Below are 19,163 nucleotides of genomic sequence, written 5' to 3' on the forward strand. Positions count from 1 at the left end.
TAGTCATCTCATGACCAAGAGAGCACTGATCATCGGCGGCGGGATCGCGGGTCCCGTCACGGCCATGGCGCTGCAACGCGCCGGAATCGACAGCGAGGTCTTCGAGGCCTATGACCGGGGAGCCGAGGGCGTCGGCGCCTTCCTCACGCTCGCGGTGAACGGCCTGGAGGCCCTGCGCCTGCTCGATCTCCGCGACCTCGTCGGCGACCTCGGCATGGACACGCCGGTCATGGAGATCCGCAACGCGCGCGGCAGGCTGCTGGCGACCACGAGCCAGCCGAGCCGCACGCTCCGGCGCGCCGACCTCTACCAGGCGCTGCGCGACGAGGCCGTACGGCGGGGCGTGCGGATCCACTACGGCAAGCGGCTCGCCGACGCCTCGGCCACCCCGGACGGCGTGCGGGCGGTCTTCGCGGACGGCACCGGGGCGGAGGGCGACCTGCTGGTGGGGGCCGACGGGCTGCGCTCGCGCACCCGCACCCTGATCGACCCCAACGCGCCCCGCGCGCGTTATGTCGGGCTGCTGAACACCGGTGGTTATGCGAAGGGGGTGCGGGTGCCGGGCAGGCCGGGAGTCTGCAACTTCATCTTCGGCAGGCGGTGCTTCTTCGGATACTTGATCCATCCGGAGGGGGACGTGTGGTGGTTCGCCAACCCGCCGAGCCGCAGGGAGATGACCCCCGAGGAGCTCGCGGCGATCACGCCCGAGCGGTGGCGGGCACGGCTCATGGACCTGTTCGAGGGCGACACCGGGCCGATGCGGGAGATCATCGCGGCGACCCCGCACATCCTGCCCGGCTGGAGCACCTATGACTTCCCGAGGGTGCCGAAGTGGTCCGGCGAGCGCATGATCCTCGTCGGGGACGCCGCCCACGCCACCTCGCCGTCCTCCGGGCAGGGCGCGTCGATGGCCATCGAGGACGCCGTGGTGCTCGGCAAGTGCCTGCGCGACGTGCCGGACCTCGCGGGGGCGTTCGCCGCCTTCGAACGGCTGCGGCGCGACCGGGTCGAGCGTGTCGTGGCGCAGGGCAAGCGCAACGGGAACGGCAAGGCGCCGGGCGCCGGCGGGGCCTTCGTCCGCGACCTGATCCTTCCCGTGGTCATGCGGCAGGTGGAGAAGCGCAACGCGCTGGCCTGGATGCACGACTACCGGATCACCTGGGACGATCCGGTCGCGGCTTAATTGACCGATCGTTCTCAATTGGTCTAAGGTCGGGGACATGGCGAGGACCAAGGAGTTCGACCCCGACGTGGTGCTGGAGCGGGCGCTGGATCTGTTCTGGCGGCGCGGCTACGAGGCCACCTCGATGGCCGACCTGGTCGAGCACCTCGGCATCGGCCGGGCCAGCCTCTACGCCACCTTCGGCGGCAAGCACGACCTGTACATGAAGGCGCTGGAGCGCTACGCGCAGACGTGCGATCCCAACCCCATCGAGCTGCTGTCGCAGCCCGGCCCCGCTCTGCCGGCCGTACGGACGCTGGTCGAGCGTTACACCGAGGACTCGATCCGCGACCGCGAACGGCGCGGCTGCATGATCGTGAACGCGGCGACCGAGCTCCTCCCACGCGACGAGCCGGTCGCCCGGCTTGTCGAGGCCAACTGGACGGGCCTGGAGACGGCGCTGACCTCGGCTCTCATCCGCGCCCGCGCCCAGGGGGAGATCTCCGCCGAGTCCGACCCCCGGGCGCTGGCGCGCTTCATGCTCGTCTTCCTGCAAGGGCTGCGGGTGATGGGCAAGGGGCATGGCGACCCCGCCCGCCTCCGCGACGCCGCAGCACAGGCACTCGCGTTGCTCCGCTGATCTCTCCCGGGAAGCCGTCTCCCGAAGCCGTCTCGCAAAGGAAGGGGAGGGCGTTTTCATGCCCTCATTCTTGACCGATCGATCCAGAAACAGGGTGGCGTTCGCCGTGCTCGGCGGGGCGCAGGTCACGCTCGTCGCGGCGATCACACTTCTGACCGTGCCGCTGCCGGCCATCCAGCGGGAGTTCGGCCTCGGCCAGGGGGATCTGGCACTGCTGACCTCGGCGTACGGGCTGACCTTCGGCGGGCTGCTGCTCCTCGGGGGCAGGCTCGCCGACAGGTGGGGCGCCCGGGAGATGTTCCTCGCCGGGATGGCCCTGCTCGCGCTGGCCTCGGCGGCGGGCGGGCTGGCCCCGGGCAACGCGGTCCTGCTCGCCGCGCGCTTCGCGCAGGGAGCGGGCGCCGCGATGGCCGCCCCTGCGGCCGTCTCGCTGGTCACGCGGCTGCGCCCGGAGGGCAGGGAGCGCGAGCGCGCCCTGGCGGTGTGGGGCACCCTGTCGGTCACCGGGGCCGTCGCGGGCAGCCTGCTGTCCGGCCTCGTCGCCGCCGTGGCCTCGTGGCGCTGGTCGTTCCTCCTGCCCGCCGCCGTCGGCGTCGCGGCCGTGGCCGCCGGGATCGCCCTGCTGCCGCCCGTGCCGCGTACGGCGGCCCGCCTCGACGTGCCCGGCGCGCTGCTCGCCACGGCCGGGCTGATCGCGTTCGCGTACGGCCTGCTGGAGGGGGAGACGGCCGTCGTCGTCGCCGGCCTGGTGCTGACGGCGGGCTTCGTCGCACTCCAGGCGCGGACGCCCCGGCCGCTGCTGCCGCTCCGGCTGGTGGCGCATCCCCGCAGGGGCGCCGCCCTGCTCGTCGTCTTCCTCACGGCGGCCGCCAGCGCGACGATCACGTTCCTGCTCAGTCTCTACATGCAGCAGGTGCGCGGGCTGTCGCCGATCGCGACGAGCCTGGCCTTCCTGCCCTTCCTCCTGGTCGTGGTCATGGGCCCGGTGAGCGGCCGCCTGCTGCGCCGCCTCGGCGTACGGCATGTGCTGGTCGCCGGGCTGCTGCTCGCGGCGGTGTCGATGCTGCTGCTCGGCCGTGTCGCGTCCGGGGGGACCGTGCTCGCCGGGCTGCTGGTCTTCCCGGTCGCGTCGGGGCTGGCCTTCTCCGGCGCCACCGTGGCGGCCCTCGACGGCGTTCGGGCGGAGGACGCCGGGGCGGCCGGGGGACTGGTCAACACCGCCATGGAGGCGGGCCCGACGGTGGGCCTCGCCGCGCTCGTGGCACTCGCCGCCGCCCGCGCGGGAGCCGTACCCGCGGGCGGTGCCCGGGCCATGACGGAGGGCTACGGGTTCGCCCTCACCGCCATGGCACCGGCCTTCCTACTCGCGGCGGCGACGGTCGCCGTCGCGTTCGCCTGGACGAATCCGCAGCGGACGAATCCCTAGTGGACGAGTTCGTAGTGGACAAGTTCGCGGCGGACGAATTCCGGCAAATTCGCATGGACAAAGGAGCGACAGATGAGGTTCGCGGACAAGGTCGTGCTGGTCACCGGGGCGGGTTCCGGCGCCGGCCGGGCGATCGCCCAGGGGTTCGCCCGGGAGGGCGCCGTCGTCGTGGCGGCGGCCCGGGGAGGTGACGCGCTGGAGCAGACCGTCAAGCTCATCGAGGCCGAGGGCGGCCGTGCCGTCGCGCGTACGGTGGACGTGACCGACTCGGCCGGCATGGCCGGGCTCGTCCAGGGAATCGTGGCGCACTTCGGCCGCCTGGACATCGCGGTCAACAACGCGGGGACGTTCGTCGCGGGCCCGGTGGCCGACCTGGCGGAGGACGACTGGGCACGGGTCATGGAGGTCAACGCGACCGGAATGTTCCTCGCGATGAAGCACGAGATCGCCGCGATGCGCGCGCAGGGCGCCGGTGTGATCGTCAACATCGGCTCGCGGGTCGGCGCGCACATGCGGGTGCCGGGGCTGGGCGCCTACGGCGCGTCGAAGGCCGTCGTCAGCGTCCTGACCCGTACGGCCGCGCTGGAGTGCATCAGGGACGGCATCCGGATCAACGCGATCAGCCCGGGGCCGCTGGACACGCCGATGTCGATGCGGCCGGGCGAGACCGAGGCGGATCGGGCGAACCGGCTGCAGAGGGAGCTGCCGATCGGCCGGGTCGGCACCATGGACGAGATCACCGGCACCGCGCTCTGGCTCGCCTCCGAGGACGCCGGATTCGCTGTCGGGCTCGACCTGGTGCTCGACGGCGGCGCCACGGCCTGACCTCGCAGCCTCAGCCCGGCCTCTCAGCCTGGCCTCCCTGCCGCTGCGGCGGTCGCGCGGGCGTAGCGGGCGGTCAGGGCGCGCAGGTGCTCCACCAGCTCGGGCGGGCCGGTCACCTCGAAGTCGAGGTCGAGCAGGCCGAGGTGGACGGCGAGCGAGCCCACGGTGTCGGCCCCCGTCACGAGCACGCAGGTGCGGCCGTCGACGTCCTCCACGACGCCGACGGCCGGGTTGATCCGCGCGGCGACCACCTCGGCGGGGGCGTGGACGAGCGCCCGGGCGTGGTGCCGCCAGGCCGCCGCCGACACGCCGCGGGCGACGTACGCCGCCGCGCCGCCCTCCGGCGGGTCGCGGGGCGGGAAGCGCGGGCCGGTGGGCGTGCGCGGCGCGATCCGGTCCACCCGGAACGTGCGCCAGTCGTCACGGTCGAGGTCCCAGGCCACGAGGTACCACCGGCGGCCCCAGGACACCAGCCGATGGGGCTCGGCCTGCCGGACGCCGGTGGAGCCGTCGTGGCCGCGGTAGTCGAACCGCAGCCGCTCGCGGTCGCGGCAGGCCGCGGCGAGCGTGCTCAGCACGGCGGGATCCACGGCGGGACCCGGGCGGTCGGGCGGCACCGGCTCGGTGTACGTCTGCAAAGCGCTCACGCGGCGGCGCAGGCGGGCCGGCAGCACCTGTTCGAGCTTGGCGGCGGCGCGGTCGGCCGCCTCCTCGACGCCCGTCACACCGGCGGCGGCCCGCAGCCCGATCGCCACGGCCACCGCCTCCTCGTCGTCCAGGAGCAGGGGTGGCATCGCCGCCCCGGCGACCAGCCGATAGCCGCCGTCCGTGCCGCGGCTGGACTCCACCGGATAGCCGAGCTCGCGCAGCCGGTCGACGTCGCGGCGCACCGTCCGCTCGCTCACGCCGAGCCGGTCGGCCAGGATCGCGCCGGGCCAGTCACGTCTGGCCTGGAGCAACGACAGCAGGCGCAGCAGCCGCGCCGAGGTTTCCAGCATGTTCTCAGTCTGGCGGCACTTCCGGACGGAACCTGTCCGGAAGGGTCCGTAATGTCGGCCTCATGAGCGAGAACACGCAGATCACGCCGCCCATCAGGCCCTTCCGCATCGACGTCCCGCAGGCCGACCTCGACGACCTGAAGGACCGGCTCGGCCGGACCCGCTGGCCCGACGAGATCCCGGAAACCGGCTGGGAGTACGGCGTGCCGGTCGCGTACGTGAAGCGGCTGGCCGAGTATTGGCGGGACGGGTACGACTGGCGCGCCCACGAGGCCGAGATCAACCGATATCCGCAGTTCGTCACCGAGATCGACGGGCAGGACATTCACTTCCTGCACGTGCGGTCGCCGCACGAGGACGCCCTCCCGCTGATCCTCACCCACGGCTGGCCGGGCTCGATCGTGGAGTATCTCAAGGTCATCCAACCGCTGACGAACCCCGAGGACCCGGCGCAGGCGTTCCACCTGGTGATCCCGTCGCTGCCCGGCTTCGGCTTCTCAGGCCCGACGAGGGAGCGGGGCTGGAACCGGTTCCGTACGGCCCGGGCGTGGGCGGAGCTCATGCGCAGGCTCGGCTACGACCGGTATGGCGCGGTGGGCAACGACGGCGGCTCGTTCGTCTCGCCCGAGGTGGGGCGGGTGGACCCCGAGCACGTCGTCGGTGTCCATGTCACGCAGATCTTCTCCTTCCCCTCCGGCGACCCCGCCGAGATGGCGAACCTCACCGACGAGGAGCGGAAGGGCCTGGAGGTGCTGCAGTGGTTCTACGAGAACAAGATGTCGTTCAACATGGTCCACTCGCAGCAGCCGCAGACCCTGTCGTACGGGATCTTCGACTCGCCGGCCGGGCTGCTGGGCTGGAACGCCCAGTTGTTCGGTGAGGACGTCGACGACGACTTCATCCTGACCAACACGATGCTCTATTGGGTGACCGGCACCGCCACCTCGGCCACGCGGTTCTATTACGAGGACGCGCACGCCGAGCATCCCAAGGAGCCGACAACGGTCCCGCTCGGCCTGGCGATGTTCGAGGGCGACTTCGTGTCGATGCGCACCTTCGCCGAGCGCGATCACCGGAACATCGTTCACTGGCGGTCCTACGACGCGGGTGGTCACTACGCCGCCCACCTGCGGCCGGACGTGCTCTCCGCCGACCTGCGCGACTTCTACGCGGCCCTGCGGACCGGCCGCCCGCATACCCGTTCCTGACCGATCCCGGGACGACCAGGGGCATGTCGCCCGCCGCACGCGCGGCGGGCATCGGGAATGATGGCCGCATGGGGAGCACGACGGGTCGAACGCGGACGAGCAGGATTCCGCGGGCGGCCCTGGCTCTCCTCGCGGTCGCGGGCCCGCTGCTTCCCGCACCGGCGACGGCAGCGCCGACCCAGATTCCGACGGCCGCGCGGGCGGACGACCGGGAGCGCATGCTGTTCCGGATCAGGGACGAGCGGATCAGTGAGTCGAGCGGCCTGGCGGTCTCGCCCACCCACAAGGGCATCGTCTACACGCACAACGACAGCGGCCACGGACCCCAGATCTACGCGATCGGCCCGGACGGCCGCACCCGGGCGACGTTCACGATCGGCAACGCCGAGGCCAGGGACTGGGAGGCCATCGCGGCCTCCACCGACCGCGCGACCGGGCGCGGTGTGCTGTGGATCGCCGACATCGGGGACAACCTGGACGGCGCCTGGCCGGACGTGTCCGTTTACAAGGTCGCCGAACCCCGGACGATGAAGGACGCGACACTGCGGGCGACGCGGTATCGCTTCCGCTACGCCGACGGCCCCCGCAACGCCGAGGGGGTGATGGTCGATCCCCGCACGGGCCGGCTGTACGTCGTCAGCAAGGAGTTCTCCGGGGGCGTCTACGCCGCTCCCGCGAAGCTGCGCACCGACAGGGTGAACGTGCTGCGCCGGGTGGGGCCCGCGCCCCTCATGGCCACCGACGCGGCGTACGCGCCCGACGGGTCGAGCTTCGTCATCCGCACGTACTTCTCGGCGTCCGTCTATCGCTCGCCCGGCAAGCTGATCGCGCACGTCACGATGCCGCCGCTGCGCCAGGCCGAGTCGATCGCGTACACGGCGGACGGCACGGCCCTGCTGACCGGGAGCGAGGGGGAGAACAGCCCGGTCTATCGGGTGCCGCTGCCCGCCGCCGCCCGGCCTGCTCCGTCGCCGACCCGGGCCCGTACCTCCTCCGCCCGGCCGAGGGCGGTCAAGGCGACGAGCGGGGCGGCCGCCGGGGACGGGGGCCTCGGCGTGCCGATGTCGGTGTTATGGGTGGCGGTCGCTCTCGGGGCGATCGGGATCATCGGGTTCGTCGCCTACCGCACGGGCCGCTGAGGGCCGTTGAGGGCCTCTGAGAGCCTTCGCTCGGGCCGGGGACGTCCTACGCGGACCGCTGGGGGCCTTCAAACGACCTCGAAATCGACCATCATCGCCATGTCCTCGTGTTCGAGGTTGTGGCAGTGCAGCATGTAGCGGCCCCGGTAGCCCTCGAAACGGACCAGGACGTCGACGACCTCGTAGGGGCGCACGTCCACCGTGTCCTTCCATCCGGCGTCGGTCGCCTCCGGTGGCCCGCCGTTCCGGGAGAGCACCCGGAACCGGGCCAGGTGGACGTGCACGGGGTGGTGGAAGTCGCTGGTGAACCTCCAGACCTCGCTGGTGTTCAGGCGCGGGGTGGCCAGCGGCCGCCCCGGCCGGAAGCTGCGTCCGTTGATCGTCCAGGATCCGCCGCCCCCCTGACCCGTACGGCGGAAGTCGAAGACGCGGGTGGCGACCGCCGTGTCGACCGCCGTGTCGACCGGCGTGTCGACCGGCTCGGCGGTCCGGGACAGCCGTTTCGGGATCGCGCTGTCGTCGGCGGCCCTGCGCCGAACGCGGAACCGCATGACGTCGCGTGCGGCGCCCGTGCCCAAGGTGTTGACCATGGTCACCTCGGCGCCGGCGGGGTGGCCGGAGAAGTCCACGACGACGTCGAAGCGTTCTCCCGGGGAGATGGTGATCGCGTCGTGCGTCACGGGAGCGGCCAGCAATCCCTGGTCGCTGCCGACCTGGACGAACCGGCCGCCGGGGGTCAGCCGCAGCCGGAAGCGGCGTGCGTTCGAGGCGTTGAGCAGCCGCAGGCGATATCGCGCCGCGTCGACCTCCAGAAAGGGCCAGGGTGCGCCGTTGACCAGGATGACGTCGCCCTCCACTCCCTCCATGAACGCGTCGTCCACACCCGGGCGCAGCAGCAGGGTCGGATCGAGGGACGGATAGCGGAACGAGCCGTCCTCCTCGAAGGCCCTGTCGCAGATCATCAGCGGGATGTCCCGCTCACCCTTCGGCAACGGCAGCGCGTCGTCCTCGTCGTCGCGGACGATGACGAAACCGGCCAGGCCGCGCCACACCTGCGGCGCGGTGAAGTCCATCCGATGGTCGTGATACCAGAGCGTGGCGGCACGCTGCTCCAGCGGATAGACGTAGTCTCTGGCCGCCTCGTGGAAGGTCCACTGCCGCAGGTCGTGGTGGGAGTGCTCGCCCTGGGGCGGGCGGAACCCCCGGCCCCGCGCGATCACCACGTCTGTGGGATAGCCGTCGGACTCCGGCGGGGTGACTCCTCCGTGCAGATGGGTCGAGGTGGGCGCGGACAGCTCGTTGCGGACCCGGATGACGGCAGGGCTGCCGGCTCTCAGGTCGAAGGTCGGCCCCGGGAACATGCCGTCGTAGCCCCAGATCTCGGTCGTGGTGCCGGGGATGATCTCCACTTCGGCCGCGCGCTGGACGACCTCGTAACGGCCGGGCCGTACGGGAACGGCGGTCGCGGGGATCGGCAGCGGCACGGCGAACCGGGCGGGCAGCGGCAACGCGCTCGTCAGGCTCTCACCGGCCACCTCGCGGCCCAACTCGTGGGTCAGGGCGCCGCAGCCGGCGACCGTGAGGCCGGCCCCGCCGAGCAGCCCGAGGAAACCACGACGGGAGATCATCGCGTCACCCGCCAGACCAGGGCCGTCAGCACGGTCGTGGCGCCGAAGACGGCCATGCCGAGCGGGAAGTGCACCGCCAGGACGCGCTCCTGCCCGGCCACGACCTGGAGGGTTTCCGCGGCCACGAGCCCGGCCGCGGCCAGGGCGGGCCACGCCGGTCCGCGGGCCGGCCGCCACAGCAGGATCGAGGCCACCAGCTGGAGATAGAGCGTGACGTGGGTGAACCCGCCGTTGGTGCGATGCCAGGCGAGCATGTCCACGTCACCCGTGACGAACAGCCCGGCGAAGACGGCCTGCGCGAGCACGCCGAACAGGTGCAGCACGGCGACCGACCGCAGCGGCCAGCCGATCCAGCCGGGTCCACGGCCGAGGTCCGCCCGCGGCGGAACAGGTGAGACGCTCATGCCCGGCATGCTGCTGCGGATCGCGCGGAAGATCGTCCGGCTGTGGTCGGGGCTCCGCCGTACATCCCGGGGTGTAGGACACGGCCACGCGGAGCACGCGTACGACCGGGGATGCAGGCGCGGGGTCGACCACAGGCGGGTGGGCGCGGCCCGCGTCGTGGCCTAGCGTGACAGACGTGCGACCGTGGAAGACCGCGCGACCGTGGCAGCCCGTGCGACCGTGGAAAACCGTGCGGCCTTGGAAAACCGTGCGGCCTTGGAAAACCGTGCGGCTCTGGCAGACCGTGCCACCGTGGAAGGCCGTGCGGCCGTGGAAGGTCGATGCGCTGATCACCGCGGCCATGCTCACGCTCGGCGTCGCGGGCACGTACGGCAGGCTGTCGAGCTCGGGTCTCACGGAGCGGCCGCTTGACCCGCTCGGCCTCATGCTGATCGTGGTGGCGTCTCTGGTGCTCGTCCGGCGGCGCGGCGCTCCTGTGACGGTCGGCGTGGTCACGGTCGGGTGCGCCGTCGCCTACTACGGTGCGCGTTACCCGGGCATCTTCGCCGCCGGGCCCGCCCTGATCGCGATCTACACGGCGGCCACTCTGGGCCGGCGCCGCCTGGCGATCGGTCTGGGCATCGCGCTGGCAGCCGGCATCGCCGTCCCGGTCGCGCTGGCCGACGCCGATCCGGAGCCCGGCGGCCTCAGCCTGCTCAGCGGCTGGCTGGTGGCGATGGTGGTGCTCGGCGAGGTGACCAAGAACCGGCGCGCCTACCTCAGAGAGGTCGAACAACGGGCGATCCAGGCCGAACTCACCAGAGAGGAGGCCGCTCTGCGCAGGGCCGGGGAGGAGCGCCTGTGGATCGCCCAGGAGCTCCACGACACGCTCACGCACACCATCTCCGTCATCAACGTGCAGACCTCGGTCGCGTTGCAGACGCTGGAGCGGGATCCGGCCCTGACCCGCCGGGCGCTGCTCGCTGTGAAGGAGTCGGGCAAGGAGGCGATGCACGAGCTGCGCGCCACGCTGGGCGTCCTGCGCCAGGCCGACCCCGACGGCCCCGAGGTGGGGCTGGCCAGGCTGCCCCGGCTGGTGGACCGGGCCGAAGCGGCGGGGCTGCCGGTCACGACGCTGACCATCGGCACGCGCAGGGAGGTGCCCCCGGAGGTCGACCGGGCCGCCTACCGCATCGTGCAGGAGGCGTTCACCAACGTGCTGCGGCACGCCGGGGCCGCCTCCGTCACCGTGACGATCGAATACGCGGCTGACATGATCGAACTGAGCGTCGAGGACGACGGACAGACCACGACGGGGACGACGGACAACGGGATGGGGTTGATCGGAATGCGCGAGCGCGCGGTCGCCCTCGGCGGCTCGCTCACCGCCGGGCCGCGACCCGGGGGAGGCTTCGCCGTACGGGCCGAGCTGCCGACGGCGGCCGCCCCGTGATCCGGGTGCTGCTGGCCGACGACCAGCCGTTGATCCGCGCCGGGTTCCGGGCGCTGCTGGAGATGGCCGAGGACGTCACGGTCGTCGCGGAGGCGGGCAACGGCGGCGAGGCCGTCGAGCTGTGCCGCGCCCTGCGGCCCGACGTGGCGTTGCTCGACGTGCGGATGCCGCTGCTCGACGGCATCCAGGCCACGAGGAGGATCGGGGCCGACCCGGAGCTCGACTCGGTGCGCGTGGTCATCCTCACCAACTACGCCCTCGACGAGTACGTCTTCGCCGCCCTGCGCGCCGGGGCCAGCGGATTCCTGGTCAAGGACATCGAACCGGCCGACCTGCTGCAGTCGGTGCGGGTGGCGGCCAACGGCGAGGCGCTGCTGTCCCCCTCGGTCACCAGGCGGCTGATCGAGGAGTATGTCTCCACGCCGCCCAGGCCCGTGCCGGGGCCCGGCCTCGACCGGCTGACCGACCGGGAGCGCGAGGTCCTGTCGCTGGTCGCGACGGGGATGTCCAACGAGGAGATCGCCGGCCACCTCACGATCAGCCACGCCACCGTCAAGACCCACGTCAGCAGGGTGATGGCCAAGCTGGGCGCTCGTGATCGCGCCCAACTGGTGGTGCACGCCTACGAGTCCGGGCTGGTCACCCCGGGACGCCGCTAGCGGTGCGCGCTTGCCCTGAAGCGGGGACGCGGCGGGGCGTCGCTCGTGGTGCGGGGGCGGGCGGGGCAGGCGAAGGGCCGGTGCGGCCGTTCCCGGCGGCACCGGCCCGGAGATCGCCGCGACGGTCAGCTCCGCGCGTAGATGCGGTGCACGAACTCCGCGAGCTTGCTGTCGGGCAGTTCCTTGGCCAGATCGGCCTCGGTGATCATCCCGACGATGCGGTGGTTCTCGATCACCGGCATGCGCTTGATCTGGTGCTCCTCCATCTTCATCAGGGCGTCTTCGACGCTGGCGTTGGCGTCGACCCAGACGAGGCCGCGGGCGAGCTCGCCCGCCGTGGTCTGGTCGAGGTCCTTGCCCTCGGCGCAGCACTTGATCACGATGTCGCGGTCGGTGATGATGCCCTTGAGCCGGTCGTCGTCGCCGCAGATGGGAAGGGCGCCGACGTTCATGTCCCGCATCATCTCCGCGGCCCTGCGCAGGCTCTCGTGCTCGCCGATGCATTCCGCGCCCTCGTGCATAACCTGACCTGCGGTCTTGGTCGCTCCCTCTGTGGTCATGGCTAACCCCCGATTCCTTCTTTTAGGGTGACATGCCCCATATGTCCGAACTTAAGAGCGCAGTCACAGGCGAGGGAGGAAGTGCTCGCCGCGCAGGGCCCGTTCCACGAGCGCGACCGACTCGGCCAGCCGTACGAGCCGGGGGCCTTCCTGGCGGTAGGCGTCCAGGACGGCCTCGATCGCGTGCGGGGGCAGGTGCTCCTTCAGCTCCACCGCCGCGCCCCGGTATCCCTCCCGGGCCGCCTGGATCGAGGCCGCGACCTGCTGGCGGGCCATCCGGGCGAGCGCCAGCGGGTGGCGGCGCAGCACGCCGTACGCGCGATAGTCGGGCGGCACCGCGTCGAGCAGCCACGACACGGCCGAGACCTCCCAATCGGGGCTGCCAGGAGGGCGCACCTCCGGTGGCCAGCCGGGTGGCACGTACACTCCGCCATCATACCGAACACAGGTTCGATCACCGTGGAGCGGCTCCGGCTGCGAGAATGTCCGACATGCTGTCGACAACCACGCGGCCATGAGGATCGGGATCGTCGGCGCCGGGATCCTCGGTCTGGCCGTGGCCCGGCAGATGGCGCGGGCGGGCGCCGAGGTGACCGTCCTGGAGAAGGAGCCCCGGATCGCCGCCCACCAGACCGGGCACAACAGCGGGGTCGTGCACGCCGGGATCTACTACCAGCCCGGCTCGCTCAAGGCGACGCTGTGCCGGGAGGGCATGGCGATGCTGCGCGAATACTGCGCCGAGCACGGCCTGCCGTACGACGAGGTGGGCAAGCTCGTCGTGGCCTCCACCCGGGCCGAGCTGCCCGGCCTGCGCCGCATCGCCGAGCGGGCCAGGGAGAACGGCGTGCCCGGCATCGCCGAGCTCGACGCGATCGGCCTGCGTGAGGTCGAGCCGCACGCGGTCGGGGTCGCCGCCGTCCACTCGCCGCACACCGCGATCACCGACTTCTCCGCGGTCGCGCGCCGCCTCGCCGCCGACCTGGCCGAGGCGGGCGGGTCCGTACGGCTCTCGCGTCCCGTGCTCGCGATCAGGCAGACCACCGACGAGGTGGCGGTGGCGGCCGGGCCGGAGAGGCTCACCTTCGACCGGCTGATCTCCTGCGCGGGCCTCGGCACCGACCGTGTGGCGGACCTGGCGCGGGCGGGCGGTGACGTGCGGATCGTCCCGTTCCGCGGTGAGTACTACAGGCTCGCCGGGCCGGCACGCGGCCTGGTGAAAGGGCTCATCTATCCCGTGCCCGATCCCCGCTACCCGTTCCTCGGCGTCCACCTGACCCGCAGGATCGACGGGGAGGTCCTGGTCGGGCCCAACGCCGTGCCCGCGCTCGCCCTGGAGGGCTACTCCTGGGGGACGGCGTCGCTGCGCGACCTGCGGCGGATCGTCGCCTGGCCGGGCGCCCGGCGCATGGCGGCCGAGCACTGGCGCACCGGCCTGCGCGAGGTCTACGGCTCGCTGGCCAAGCGGGCCTTCGTGGCAGCCGCCCGGCGGTACGTGCCCGAGCTGGCCCCGGCCGACCTCGTACGCACCCAGGGCGGTGTGCGCGCCCAGGCCGTGGCACGCGACGGCAGGCTGCTCGACGACTTCGTCATCGACGTCCACGGGCGTATCGTGCTGGTGCGAAACGCGCCCTCACCTGCGGCGACGAGCAGCCTGGCGATCGCCCGGCACATCGCTTTAACGGTTCCCTTAACTTCCTAGGTCTAGAGTGCTGCCGACATGGTCGTTGAATCTCCCGAAGCCCGGCTGCTGATCGTCGAGGACGAGCCGAACATCCTCGAACTGCTCGCGGCCAGCCTCCGGTATGCCGGATTCGAGGTCCACACCGCGTCCAACGGCGGAGAGGCGGTGGCCGCGGCTCAGCGGCACCGGCCGGACCTGATCGTGCTCGACGTCATGCTGCCCGACATGGACGGGTTCGACATCGTACGCAGGCTGCGCAGTGGCGGAACCCTCACCCCTGTCGTCTTCCTCACCGCGCGCGACGCCACCGAGGACAAGATCCGGGGCCTGACGCTCGGCGGCGACGACTACGTGACCAAGCCGTTCAGCCTGGAGGAGGTCATCGCCAGGATCCGGGCCGTGCTGCGCCGCACCGCCGGAGACCCGATGATCACCCCGCCGCGGCTGACCTTCGCCGACATCGAGCTGGACGAGGAGTCCCACGAGGTCTGGCGCGGCGGCCGGGCCGTACCCCTGTCGCCGACGGAGTTCAAGCTGCTGCGTTACTTCATGTGCAACGCCGGCCGGGTGCTGTCCAAGGCGCAGATCCTCGACCACGTGTGGGACTACGACTTCCGCGGCGACGCCGGGATCGTCGAGTCGTACGTGTCGGTGTTGCGCCGCAAGCTCGACAACGCCCACTCCCGGCGCCACCCCCGGCTCATCCACACGCTGCGCGGCGTCGGCTACGTCATGCGGACACCACCCAGCGGCGCCTGAGCCGTGTCGGGGCGCACGCCGCTGCGGATCCGGCTCAGCGCGGCCATGCTCGCGCTGGTCGCGGTCGCCCTCGCGGTCATCGGCGTGGGCAGCGTCTCGGTGCTCCGCGACTACCTGATCACCCGCACCGACTGGAAGGTCGCCATCCTGGCCCACGAGGCGGAAAGACGGCTCGCCCAGGGCCCGGCGGCGTTCACCCGGATCAGGGTGCCGCCCGAGGGCCGAGTGGAGATCCGCGACGGCGCCGGCAAGACGCTGCTCGCGCAGGCCGGCGTCAGCGCGGAGACACTGCCGGGGCCCGGCGCCGTGACCTCCCGGGAGCCCGTGACGGTGACGGCGGTGTCGGGTGACGGCCAGTGGCGGGCCCGGGTGGTGCCCGTGAAGGGCGTCGGCACGGTCGTCGTCGCGGTGGACATGGCCTCGGTCACGCAGATCACCACCCGGCTCGCGCTCATCGAGGCGCTGGTCGGCGGTGCCCTGATGGTCCTGCTCGCCGTCGTCGGCGTCGTGATCGTACAGCGCAGCCTGCGGCCCCTGGCGGAGATCGAGGCGACCGCGGAGGCCATCGCCCGGGGGAACCTCGGCAGCCGGGTGCCCGACCGCGACCCGCGCACCGAGGTCGGGCGGCTCGCCCGCTCGCTGAACGGCATGCTCGCCCAGATCGAGGCGGCGTTCCAGGCCCGGGCGGCCTCCGAGGCCGCGGCCAGGGAGTCGGAGGCGCGCATGCGCCGCTTCGTGGCCGACGCCTCGCACGAACTGCGTACGCCGCTCACCTCGATCAGGGGCTTCGCCGAGTTCCACCGGCAGGTGCCGGACGCCGACACCACCCAGCTGATGTCGCGCATCGAGAGCGAGGCCGCCCGCATGGGCCTGCTGGTGGACGACCTCCTGCTGCTCGCCCGGCTCGACCAGCAGCGCCCCCTGCGTACGCAGCCCGTGGACCTGCTGGCCCTGGCGGGCGACGCGGTGCACGACGCCAGGACCCTCTGCCCCGACCGCGACGTGACGCTGGTGGTCGAGGGGGACGCGGCGCTGATCGTCTCGGGGGACGAGGTGCGGCTGAGGCAGGTTGTGGGCAACCTGATGAACAACGCCACGACCCACACGCCCGAGGGAACGCCGATCACCGTGCGCGTCGGCAGCTCGGACGGCGCGGCGTTCATCGAGGTGGCCGACAAAGGGCCCGGTCTCACGCCCGAGCAGGCGGCGCGGGTCTTCGAGCGCTTCTACCGCGCCGACCCCTCCCGCACACGGCCGGCGGGCGGCAGCGGCCTCGGGCTCGCGATCGTGGAGTCACTCGTCAAGGCCCACGGAGGCGAGGTCGGCGTGGAGTCGGCCCCGGGCGCCGGCGCCGCCTTCCGCGTCACCCTCCCCCTCGCCTCCGAGGCCAACGCCTGATCGTGTGATTCCGCTGACCCCCGCGTGCTCTGGCGTGCAGGTTGGGGGGCGGAGGTCATCCGTACGGCCCTGCGTCGTGGCTGGGACCCCGCCCGGCCGGGCCGCGCCTTCCACCTCGACGTCACCGAGGACGACCTGACGGCCATGCTGGGCGTCCCGCCCGCCTACGAAGTCCCCTTCGCCCGCGACTAACCGCTTTCGCTGTCCGCTGTCTGAGACGCTGCCCGGGCGGAGTTAGGCGGGACACCAGGGGGCCGTCGCGGTAAGTGACGATATTGATGCGGATCGTGTTTCAAGCCCATAGCATTGATGCTATGGATTGGGGTACAGTCGAGCTAGAACCAGAGGCTCGGCGGTGGCTTGAAGGTCTGTCGGCCGCATCGTTCGCGAAGGTGGCGTTCTATGTCGATCTGCTCGCGGCGGAGGGGGCTCTGCTCGGGGAGCCTTACAGCAAGCAACTCGACGGCAAGTTACGCGAGCTGCGGTTCTATCTCAACGACATCGCGGTGCGAATCACCTACTGGATCGCACCCGGGCGCCGAATCGTGCTCTTGACGGTTTTCTATAAATTCAGGCCACGCGACGAGCGTGAGATAGATCGGGCGCGTCGGGCGCTGCGTCGCTGTATCGACGCGGCGCACACGGTGGATGAGGAAGAAGAAGCGGTATGAGCGAGCAGGAGAGCTGGCGGGAGCTCCGGGATCGCCGTATGGCCGAGCCCGGAGCGGTCGAAGCCTATGAGGCCGCGCGTCTCGCTTATGAACTGGGGAAGACGATCCGGGCGATGCGAGAGACGCGAGGCTGGAGCCAGAGTGATCTGGCTCGTGCCGCCGGCATGACCCAGTCGGCGGTGGCGCGGTTCGAGGCCGGAGGAACGGTTCCCACCCTGCCTGTCATCGAGCGTCTGGCGAGCGCTCTGGACGCGGATGTCGAGGTTCGCGTGACGCCCCGGGCTCCCGCGGCGTGACGCCCGCTGCCGAACAAGCGCTTCCCCGCGCCGTACCTCCCGTACGCGGCCATTCGGCGGTGGTGATCACGGACGTGTCAACCTCGCCCGATGGGAGATTCCTGAAGAGCCGTTACGAGTTCCCCAATCGGGAGCTACAGCCGTCGTTGTGGCTGTGGCAGGGTGACCGGCGGGGATTGTGAGCGTGGAGCGGCGGATCGAGCGGGACCTGCTGGAGGAGGCCCTGCAGGCCAACGAGAACGAGAGCGGTCCCACCTCGCGGCATCTGCGGGACCAGGCTGAGGAGTTGTTCCGAAGCGTGAAGTTCGCTCCGGAGTTGCTGAAGGAATGTGGATGACACGCGTGCGGGGACGGTCGTCCACGCCTCAGCGGGATGCGGCAAGGCGGTCCGGCCTTGTAGGCGTGCAGACCTTTTACGCGTGCAGACGCCGTCCAGGCGATACGGCTGCCACAAGCAGGCCGCCGCACGCCTGGACGGCTGACGCTCAGTGGCCGTCGGACGGGCTGGTCGCCGCCGGGAAGCCCTCGTCGGGGAAGGCGGTGGCGGCGCCGGGCAGGACGACCTGGTCTCCTTCGGAGAGGCCGCCCGTGATCTGCACGTAGCTGTCGCCGCGCACGCCGACCTTGACCGTACGGCGCGTCTGGGTGCCGCCGTTCGCCACCGTGACCACGGCGGTGCCGTCGCCCTGGGTGCGTACGGCCTGGGAGGGGACGTAGAGCGCGTCGGCCGCCTCGCCGGTCGTCACCCGTACGGTGGCGCTCTGGCCCAGCAGCAGCCGGGCGGGGCGTTTGTTCAGGACGATCGTCACGCCGTAACGGACCAGGCGGTTGGTGGTGGTCGCGGTCGGGTCGATGTGGGAGACCGTTCCCGGGTATTCCTGCCCCGGCTGCGTGGGCAGTGTCACGGTGGCCGCCTGACCGACCTTGAGGAAGCGGACGTCCGACTCGGTGAACATCGCCTGCACCTGCAGGTCGTCGAGGTCGCCGAGGGTGATGAACGTGCCCGAGGTGTAGCGGGAGCCGGTGGTCCCCGCGATGGACAGGATCGTGCCGTCCGCCGGAGCCGTGATCTTCACGCCGTCGAGCGCCTCCTTGGCGTCGGCCAGCTCGGTCGTCGCCTGGCTGACCTGCGCCTCTGCCTGTGCCTCGGTGAGCCGGGCGCCGTCGCCCTGGCCGCCCCGACCCGCCTGGCCTCCCTGGCCGCCGCCGAAGCCGCCGCGCCCCTGCGCACCGCCGCCGAAGCCCGCACGCCCCTGGGCGCCGCCGCCCTGGCCCTGCGGGTTCTGTCCCTGCTGGTTCTGTCCCTGGCCGCCCTGCCCGGGTGCGCAGGAGGAGGAACCACCGGAGGGGTTCGGCGTGGCGGACGGATGCGCCGGTGGCGTGGGCGGGATCGAGACGCTCGTCCCGGGGTCCGGCGTGCTCGTGCCGCCCGTGGGGGCCGGATGGTGCGTCCAGGACGGTCTCGGATGCGGGTGGGGATGCGGGTGCGGGTGTGCCGTGACCGTCGGGGTGGGCCGGGGCGTGGAGCCGCCGTGATCACCACCCTGGTAGGCCACGAGCTCGATGCTCGCCGCGCTCGCGCCCGTGTTCGCCGAGGCCGCGGCCGGCCGATACGAAGGCCGGGCGGTCGCGGACGGCTGTGGCGAGGGCTGCGCGGGGCGCGTGGGCTCCTGCCCGGATGGCCGGGCGGAAGGGGTCGGGCAGGGGACAGGGCCGCCGCCGCCGGTCGTCCCGGCACCGGAGCCCGTAAAGCCCGAGCCGCCTCCGGAACCCGAGCCGCCCGCGCTCGGGACCGAGGCTCCGCTCGCGGTGGCGGTGCCGTTCTGCACGTTGTCGAGGGTCTCCTTGGCGGCGGCGAGCGCGGCCTTCGCGGCCTCGTAGTTCTCCTTGGCGATGGTGTCGTCGATCCGGGCGAGGACCTTGCCGCGGCGGACCTTCTGGCCGACCTTGACGTAGACCTTCTCGACCGTGCCCTCCGCTCCGAACGCGAGATCGCGCACGCCGTTGTCGACGGTGTTGCCGGCGGCCGAGACGTACGACGCGACCGTGCCCCGCTTGACCGAGGCGAGCGCTATCCGGTCGGCCACGGAGGTGTCGCCGCCGGTGGCGGAGATCACGGCGACGCTCGCGATGACGATCCCCGCCAGCGCGAGCCCTCCGACCCTGATGGGAGTGCTCGATCTCATGGCGGACATCCTGCTGACGTCACGTGACCGGTGGCTTGGCCGTACCTGAGAGTTGTCTGTAAATGCGCGTCCCGACCTGGACTGTCAGCA

The 19,163-nt window shown here is 72.0% G+C and carries 22 protein-coding genes; 16 read left to right on the forward strand and 6 right to left on the reverse strand.

Translation table 11 applies throughout. The annotated features are described in order from the left end of the window. The first annotated feature begins 10 nt into the window (after positions 1–10). The 4 genes from HCK04_RS31095 (at position 11) to HCK04_RS31110 (ending at position 4,053) form a co-directional block, all read left to right on the forward strand. Positions 11–1,183: an FAD-dependent monooxygenase gene (locus tag HCK04_RS31095; RefSeq protein ID WP_142650938.1), complete on the forward strand. Its 1,173-nt coding sequence runs from the start codon at positions 11–13 to the stop codon at positions 1,181–1,183. Between the two features lie 37 nt (positions 1,184–1,220). Next, the gene (locus HCK04_RS31100; RefSeq protein WP_142650939.1) at positions 1,221–1,802 is read left to right on the forward strand and encodes a TetR/AcrR family transcriptional regulator; all 582 of its coding nucleotides are present in this window, start codon (positions 1,221–1,223) and stop codon (positions 1,800–1,802) included. A gap of 58 nt (positions 1,803–1,860) precedes the next feature. Then, positions 1,861–3,228 (forward strand): MFS transporter, encoded by a 1,368-nt coding sequence (locus tag HCK04_RS31105; RefSeq protein WP_142650940.1) that lies wholly within the window; start codon positions 1,861–1,863, stop codon positions 3,226–3,228. Between the two features lie 72 nt (positions 3,229–3,300). Continuing rightward, on the forward strand, positions 3,301–4,053 hold the full coding sequence (locus HCK04_RS31110; protein WP_142650941.1) for an SDR family oxidoreductase: 753 nt from the start codon (positions 3,301–3,303) through the stop codon (positions 4,051–4,053). Positions 4,054–4,076: 23 nt separating this feature from the next. Here HCK04_RS31110 and HCK04_RS31115 read toward each other — a convergent pair whose 3' ends face one another. Further along, positions 4,077–5,051, reverse strand: coding sequence for a YafY family protein (locus tag HCK04_RS31115; protein ID WP_142650942.1), 975 nt, complete (start codon positions 5,049–5,051; stop codon positions 4,077–4,079). A 62-nt stretch (positions 5,052–5,113) separates the two neighbouring features. Between HCK04_RS31115 and HCK04_RS31120 the strand changes: the two genes are divergently transcribed. After that, positions 5,114–6,259: an epoxide hydrolase family protein gene (locus HCK04_RS31120; protein WP_142650943.1), complete on the forward strand. Its 1,146-nt coding sequence runs from the start codon at positions 5,114–5,116 to the stop codon at positions 6,257–6,259. A gap of 68 nt (positions 6,260–6,327) precedes the next feature. Further along, positions 6,328–7,398, forward strand: coding sequence for a hypothetical protein (locus HCK04_RS31125; RefSeq protein ID WP_142650944.1), 1,071 nt, complete (start codon positions 6,328–6,330; stop codon positions 7,396–7,398). Between the two features lie 68 nt (positions 7,399–7,466). On the opposite strand, the gene HCK04_RS31130 is transcribed toward HCK04_RS31125, so the two are convergent. After that, positions 7,467–9,026, reverse strand: coding sequence for a multicopper oxidase domain-containing protein (locus tag HCK04_RS31130; protein WP_142650945.1), 1,560 nt, complete (start codon positions 9,024–9,026; stop codon positions 7,467–7,469). Next, positions 9,023–9,430, reverse strand: coding sequence for a hypothetical protein (locus HCK04_RS31135; protein WP_142650946.1), 408 nt, complete (start codon positions 9,428–9,430; stop codon positions 9,023–9,025). Before HCK04_RS31135 ends, HCK04_RS31130 begins: the two co-directional genes overlap by 4 nt. Here HCK04_RS31135 and HCK04_RS31140 point away from each other — a divergent pair. From HCK04_RS31140 to HCK04_RS31150, 3 genes are all read left to right on the forward strand, one after another. Then, the gene (locus HCK04_RS31140; RefSeq protein ID WP_168066405.1) at positions 9,429–9,596 is read left to right on the forward strand and encodes a hypothetical protein; all 168 of its coding nucleotides are present in this window, start codon (positions 9,429–9,431) and stop codon (positions 9,594–9,596) included. The genes HCK04_RS31135 and HCK04_RS31140 overlap by 2 nt on opposite strands. 100 nt (positions 9,597–9,696) lie before the next feature. Continuing rightward, complete coding sequence (locus tag HCK04_RS31145) at positions 9,697–10,863, forward strand: histidine kinase (RefSeq protein ID WP_260617477.1); 1,167 nt, start codon at positions 9,697–9,699, stop codon at positions 10,861–10,863. Continuing rightward, the gene (locus HCK04_RS31150; protein WP_142650947.1) at positions 10,860–11,522 is read left to right on the forward strand and encodes a response regulator transcription factor; all 663 of its coding nucleotides are present in this window, start codon (positions 10,860–10,862) and stop codon (positions 11,520–11,522) included. Before HCK04_RS31145 ends, HCK04_RS31150 begins: the two co-directional genes overlap by 4 nt. A 125-nt stretch (positions 11,523–11,647) precedes the next feature. Here the strand turns inward: HCK04_RS31150 and HCK04_RS31155 are convergent, their stop codons facing one another. Further along, entirely contained in the window at positions 11,648–12,082 is a 435-nt protein-coding gene (locus tag HCK04_RS31155; RefSeq protein WP_142650948.1) for a CBS domain-containing protein, read from the reverse strand. A 63-nt stretch (positions 12,083–12,145) separates the two neighbouring features. Then, positions 12,146–12,508 carry a hypothetical protein gene (locus tag HCK04_RS31160; protein ID WP_142650949.1) on the reverse strand — a complete coding sequence of 121 codons (363 nt, stop codon included), beginning with the start codon at positions 12,506–12,508 and terminating at the stop codon, positions 12,146–12,148. 88 nt (positions 12,509–12,596) lie between these two features. On the opposite strand from HCK04_RS31160, the gene lhgO reads away from it, so the two are divergent. The 7 genes from lhgO to HCK04_RS31195 all read left to right on the forward strand — a co-directional run bounded on the left by lhgO (position 12,597) and on the right by HCK04_RS31195 (position 17,224). Then, complete coding sequence (gene lhgO / locus HCK04_RS31165; RefSeq protein ID WP_142650950.1) at positions 12,597–13,781, forward strand: L-2-hydroxyglutarate oxidase; 1,185 nt, start codon at positions 12,597–12,599, stop codon at positions 13,779–13,781. A gap of 18 nt (positions 13,782–13,799) precedes the next feature. Further along, positions 13,800–14,522, forward strand: a complete 723-nt coding sequence (locus HCK04_RS31170; RefSeq protein ID WP_142650951.1) for a response regulator transcription factor — start codon at positions 13,800–13,802, stop codon at positions 14,520–14,522. 3 nt (positions 14,523–14,525) lie between these two features. Continuing rightward, on the forward strand, positions 14,526–15,920 hold the full coding sequence (locus HCK04_RS31175) for a HAMP domain-containing sensor histidine kinase (RefSeq protein ID WP_312845781.1): 1,395 nt from the start codon (positions 14,526–14,528) through the stop codon (positions 15,918–15,920). 24 nt (positions 15,921–15,944) lie between these two features. Next, on the forward strand, positions 15,945–16,112 hold the full coding sequence (locus tag HCK04_RS31180) for a hypothetical protein (RefSeq protein ID WP_168066407.1): 168 nt from the start codon (positions 15,945–15,947) through the stop codon (positions 16,110–16,112). A gap of 122 nt (positions 16,113–16,234) precedes the next feature. Next, positions 16,235–16,591 carry a type II toxin-antitoxin system RelE/ParE family toxin gene (locus HCK04_RS31185; RefSeq protein WP_142650952.1) on the forward strand — a complete coding sequence of 119 codons (357 nt, stop codon included), beginning with the start codon at positions 16,235–16,237 and terminating at the stop codon, positions 16,589–16,591. Further along, a complete protein-coding gene (locus tag HCK04_RS31190) occupies positions 16,588–16,887 on the forward strand; it encodes a helix-turn-helix transcriptional regulator (protein WP_142650953.1) in 300 nt (99 codons plus the stop codon). The genes HCK04_RS31185 and HCK04_RS31190 overlap by 4 nt, the downstream gene beginning before the upstream one ends. 184 nt (positions 16,888–17,071) lie before the next feature. Next, a complete protein-coding gene (locus tag HCK04_RS31195) occupies positions 17,072–17,224 on the forward strand; it encodes a hypothetical protein (RefSeq protein WP_168066409.1) in 153 nt (50 codons plus the stop codon). A 148-nt stretch (positions 17,225–17,372) separates the two neighbouring features. Here the strand turns inward: HCK04_RS31195 and HCK04_RS31200 are convergent, their stop codons facing one another. After that, complete coding sequence (locus HCK04_RS31200) at positions 17,373–19,073, reverse strand: efflux RND transporter periplasmic adaptor subunit (RefSeq protein ID WP_168066411.1); 1,701 nt, start codon at positions 19,071–19,073, stop codon at positions 17,373–17,375. Positions 19,074–19,163: the final 90 nt, after the last annotated feature.

This window comes from Microbispora sp. CL1-1, from assembly GCF_012034195.1.
In the GTDB taxonomy this organism is placed as follows: Bacteria; Actinomycetota; Actinomycetes; order Streptosporangiales; family Streptosporangiaceae; genus Microbispora.

Excerpts from the sequence above, each read along its gene's own strand:
- HCK04_RS31130 (WP_142650945.1), bottom strand. The coding sequence starts at position 9,026 with ATGATCTCCCGTCGTGGTTTCCTCGGGCTGCTCGGCGGGGCCGGCCTC.
- HCK04_RS31120 (WP_142650943.1), top strand. The coding sequence starts at position 5,114 with ATGAGCGAGAACACGCAGATCACGCCGCCCATCAGGCCCTTCCGCATC.
- HCK04_RS31110 (WP_142650941.1), top strand. The coding sequence starts at position 3,301 with ATGAGGTTCGCGGACAAGGTCGTGCTGGTCACCGGGGCGGGTTCCGGC.
- HCK04_RS31200 (WP_168066411.1), bottom strand. The coding sequence starts at position 19,073 with ATGAGATCGAGCACTCCCATCAGGGTCGGAGGGCTCGCGCTGGCGGGG.
- HCK04_RS31185 (WP_142650952.1), top strand. The coding sequence starts at position 16,235 with ATGGATTGGGGTACAGTCGAGCTAGAACCAGAGGCTCGGCGGTGGCTT.
- HCK04_RS31095 (WP_142650938.1), top strand. The coding sequence starts at position 11 with ATGACCAAGAGAGCACTGATCATCGGCGGCGGGATCGCGGGTCCCGTC.
- HCK04_RS31135 (WP_142650946.1), bottom strand. The coding sequence starts at position 9,430 with ATGAGCGTCTCACCTGTTCCGCCGCGGGCGGACCTCGGCCGTGGACCC.
- HCK04_RS31115 (WP_142650942.1), bottom strand. The coding sequence starts at position 5,051 with ATGCTGGAAACCTCGGCGCGGCTGCTGCGCCTGCTGTCGTTGCTCCAG.
- HCK04_RS31140 (WP_168066405.1), top strand. The coding sequence starts at position 9,429 with ATGCCCGGCATGCTGCTGCGGATCGCGCGGAAGATCGTCCGGCTGTGG.
- HCK04_RS31105 (WP_142650940.1), top strand. The coding sequence starts at position 1,861 with ATGCCCTCATTCTTGACCGATCGATCCAGAAACAGGGTGGCGTTCGCC.
- HCK04_RS31190 (WP_142650953.1), top strand. The coding sequence starts at position 16,588 with ATGAGCGAGCAGGAGAGCTGGCGGGAGCTCCGGGATCGCCGTATGGCC.
- HCK04_RS31125 (WP_142650944.1), top strand. The coding sequence starts at position 6,328 with ATGGGGAGCACGACGGGTCGAACGCGGACGAGCAGGATTCCGCGGGCG.
- lhgO (WP_142650950.1), top strand. The coding sequence starts at position 12,597 with ATGAGGATCGGGATCGTCGGCGCCGGGATCCTCGGTCTGGCCGTGGCC.
- HCK04_RS31170 (WP_142650951.1), top strand. The coding sequence starts at position 13,800 with ATGGTCGTTGAATCTCCCGAAGCCCGGCTGCTGATCGTCGAGGACGAG.
- HCK04_RS31100 (WP_142650939.1), top strand. The coding sequence starts at position 1,221 with ATGGCGAGGACCAAGGAGTTCGACCCCGACGTGGTGCTGGAGCGGGCG.
- HCK04_RS31155 (WP_142650948.1), bottom strand. The coding sequence starts at position 12,082 with ATGACCACAGAGGGAGCGACCAAGACCGCAGGTCAGGTTATGCACGAG.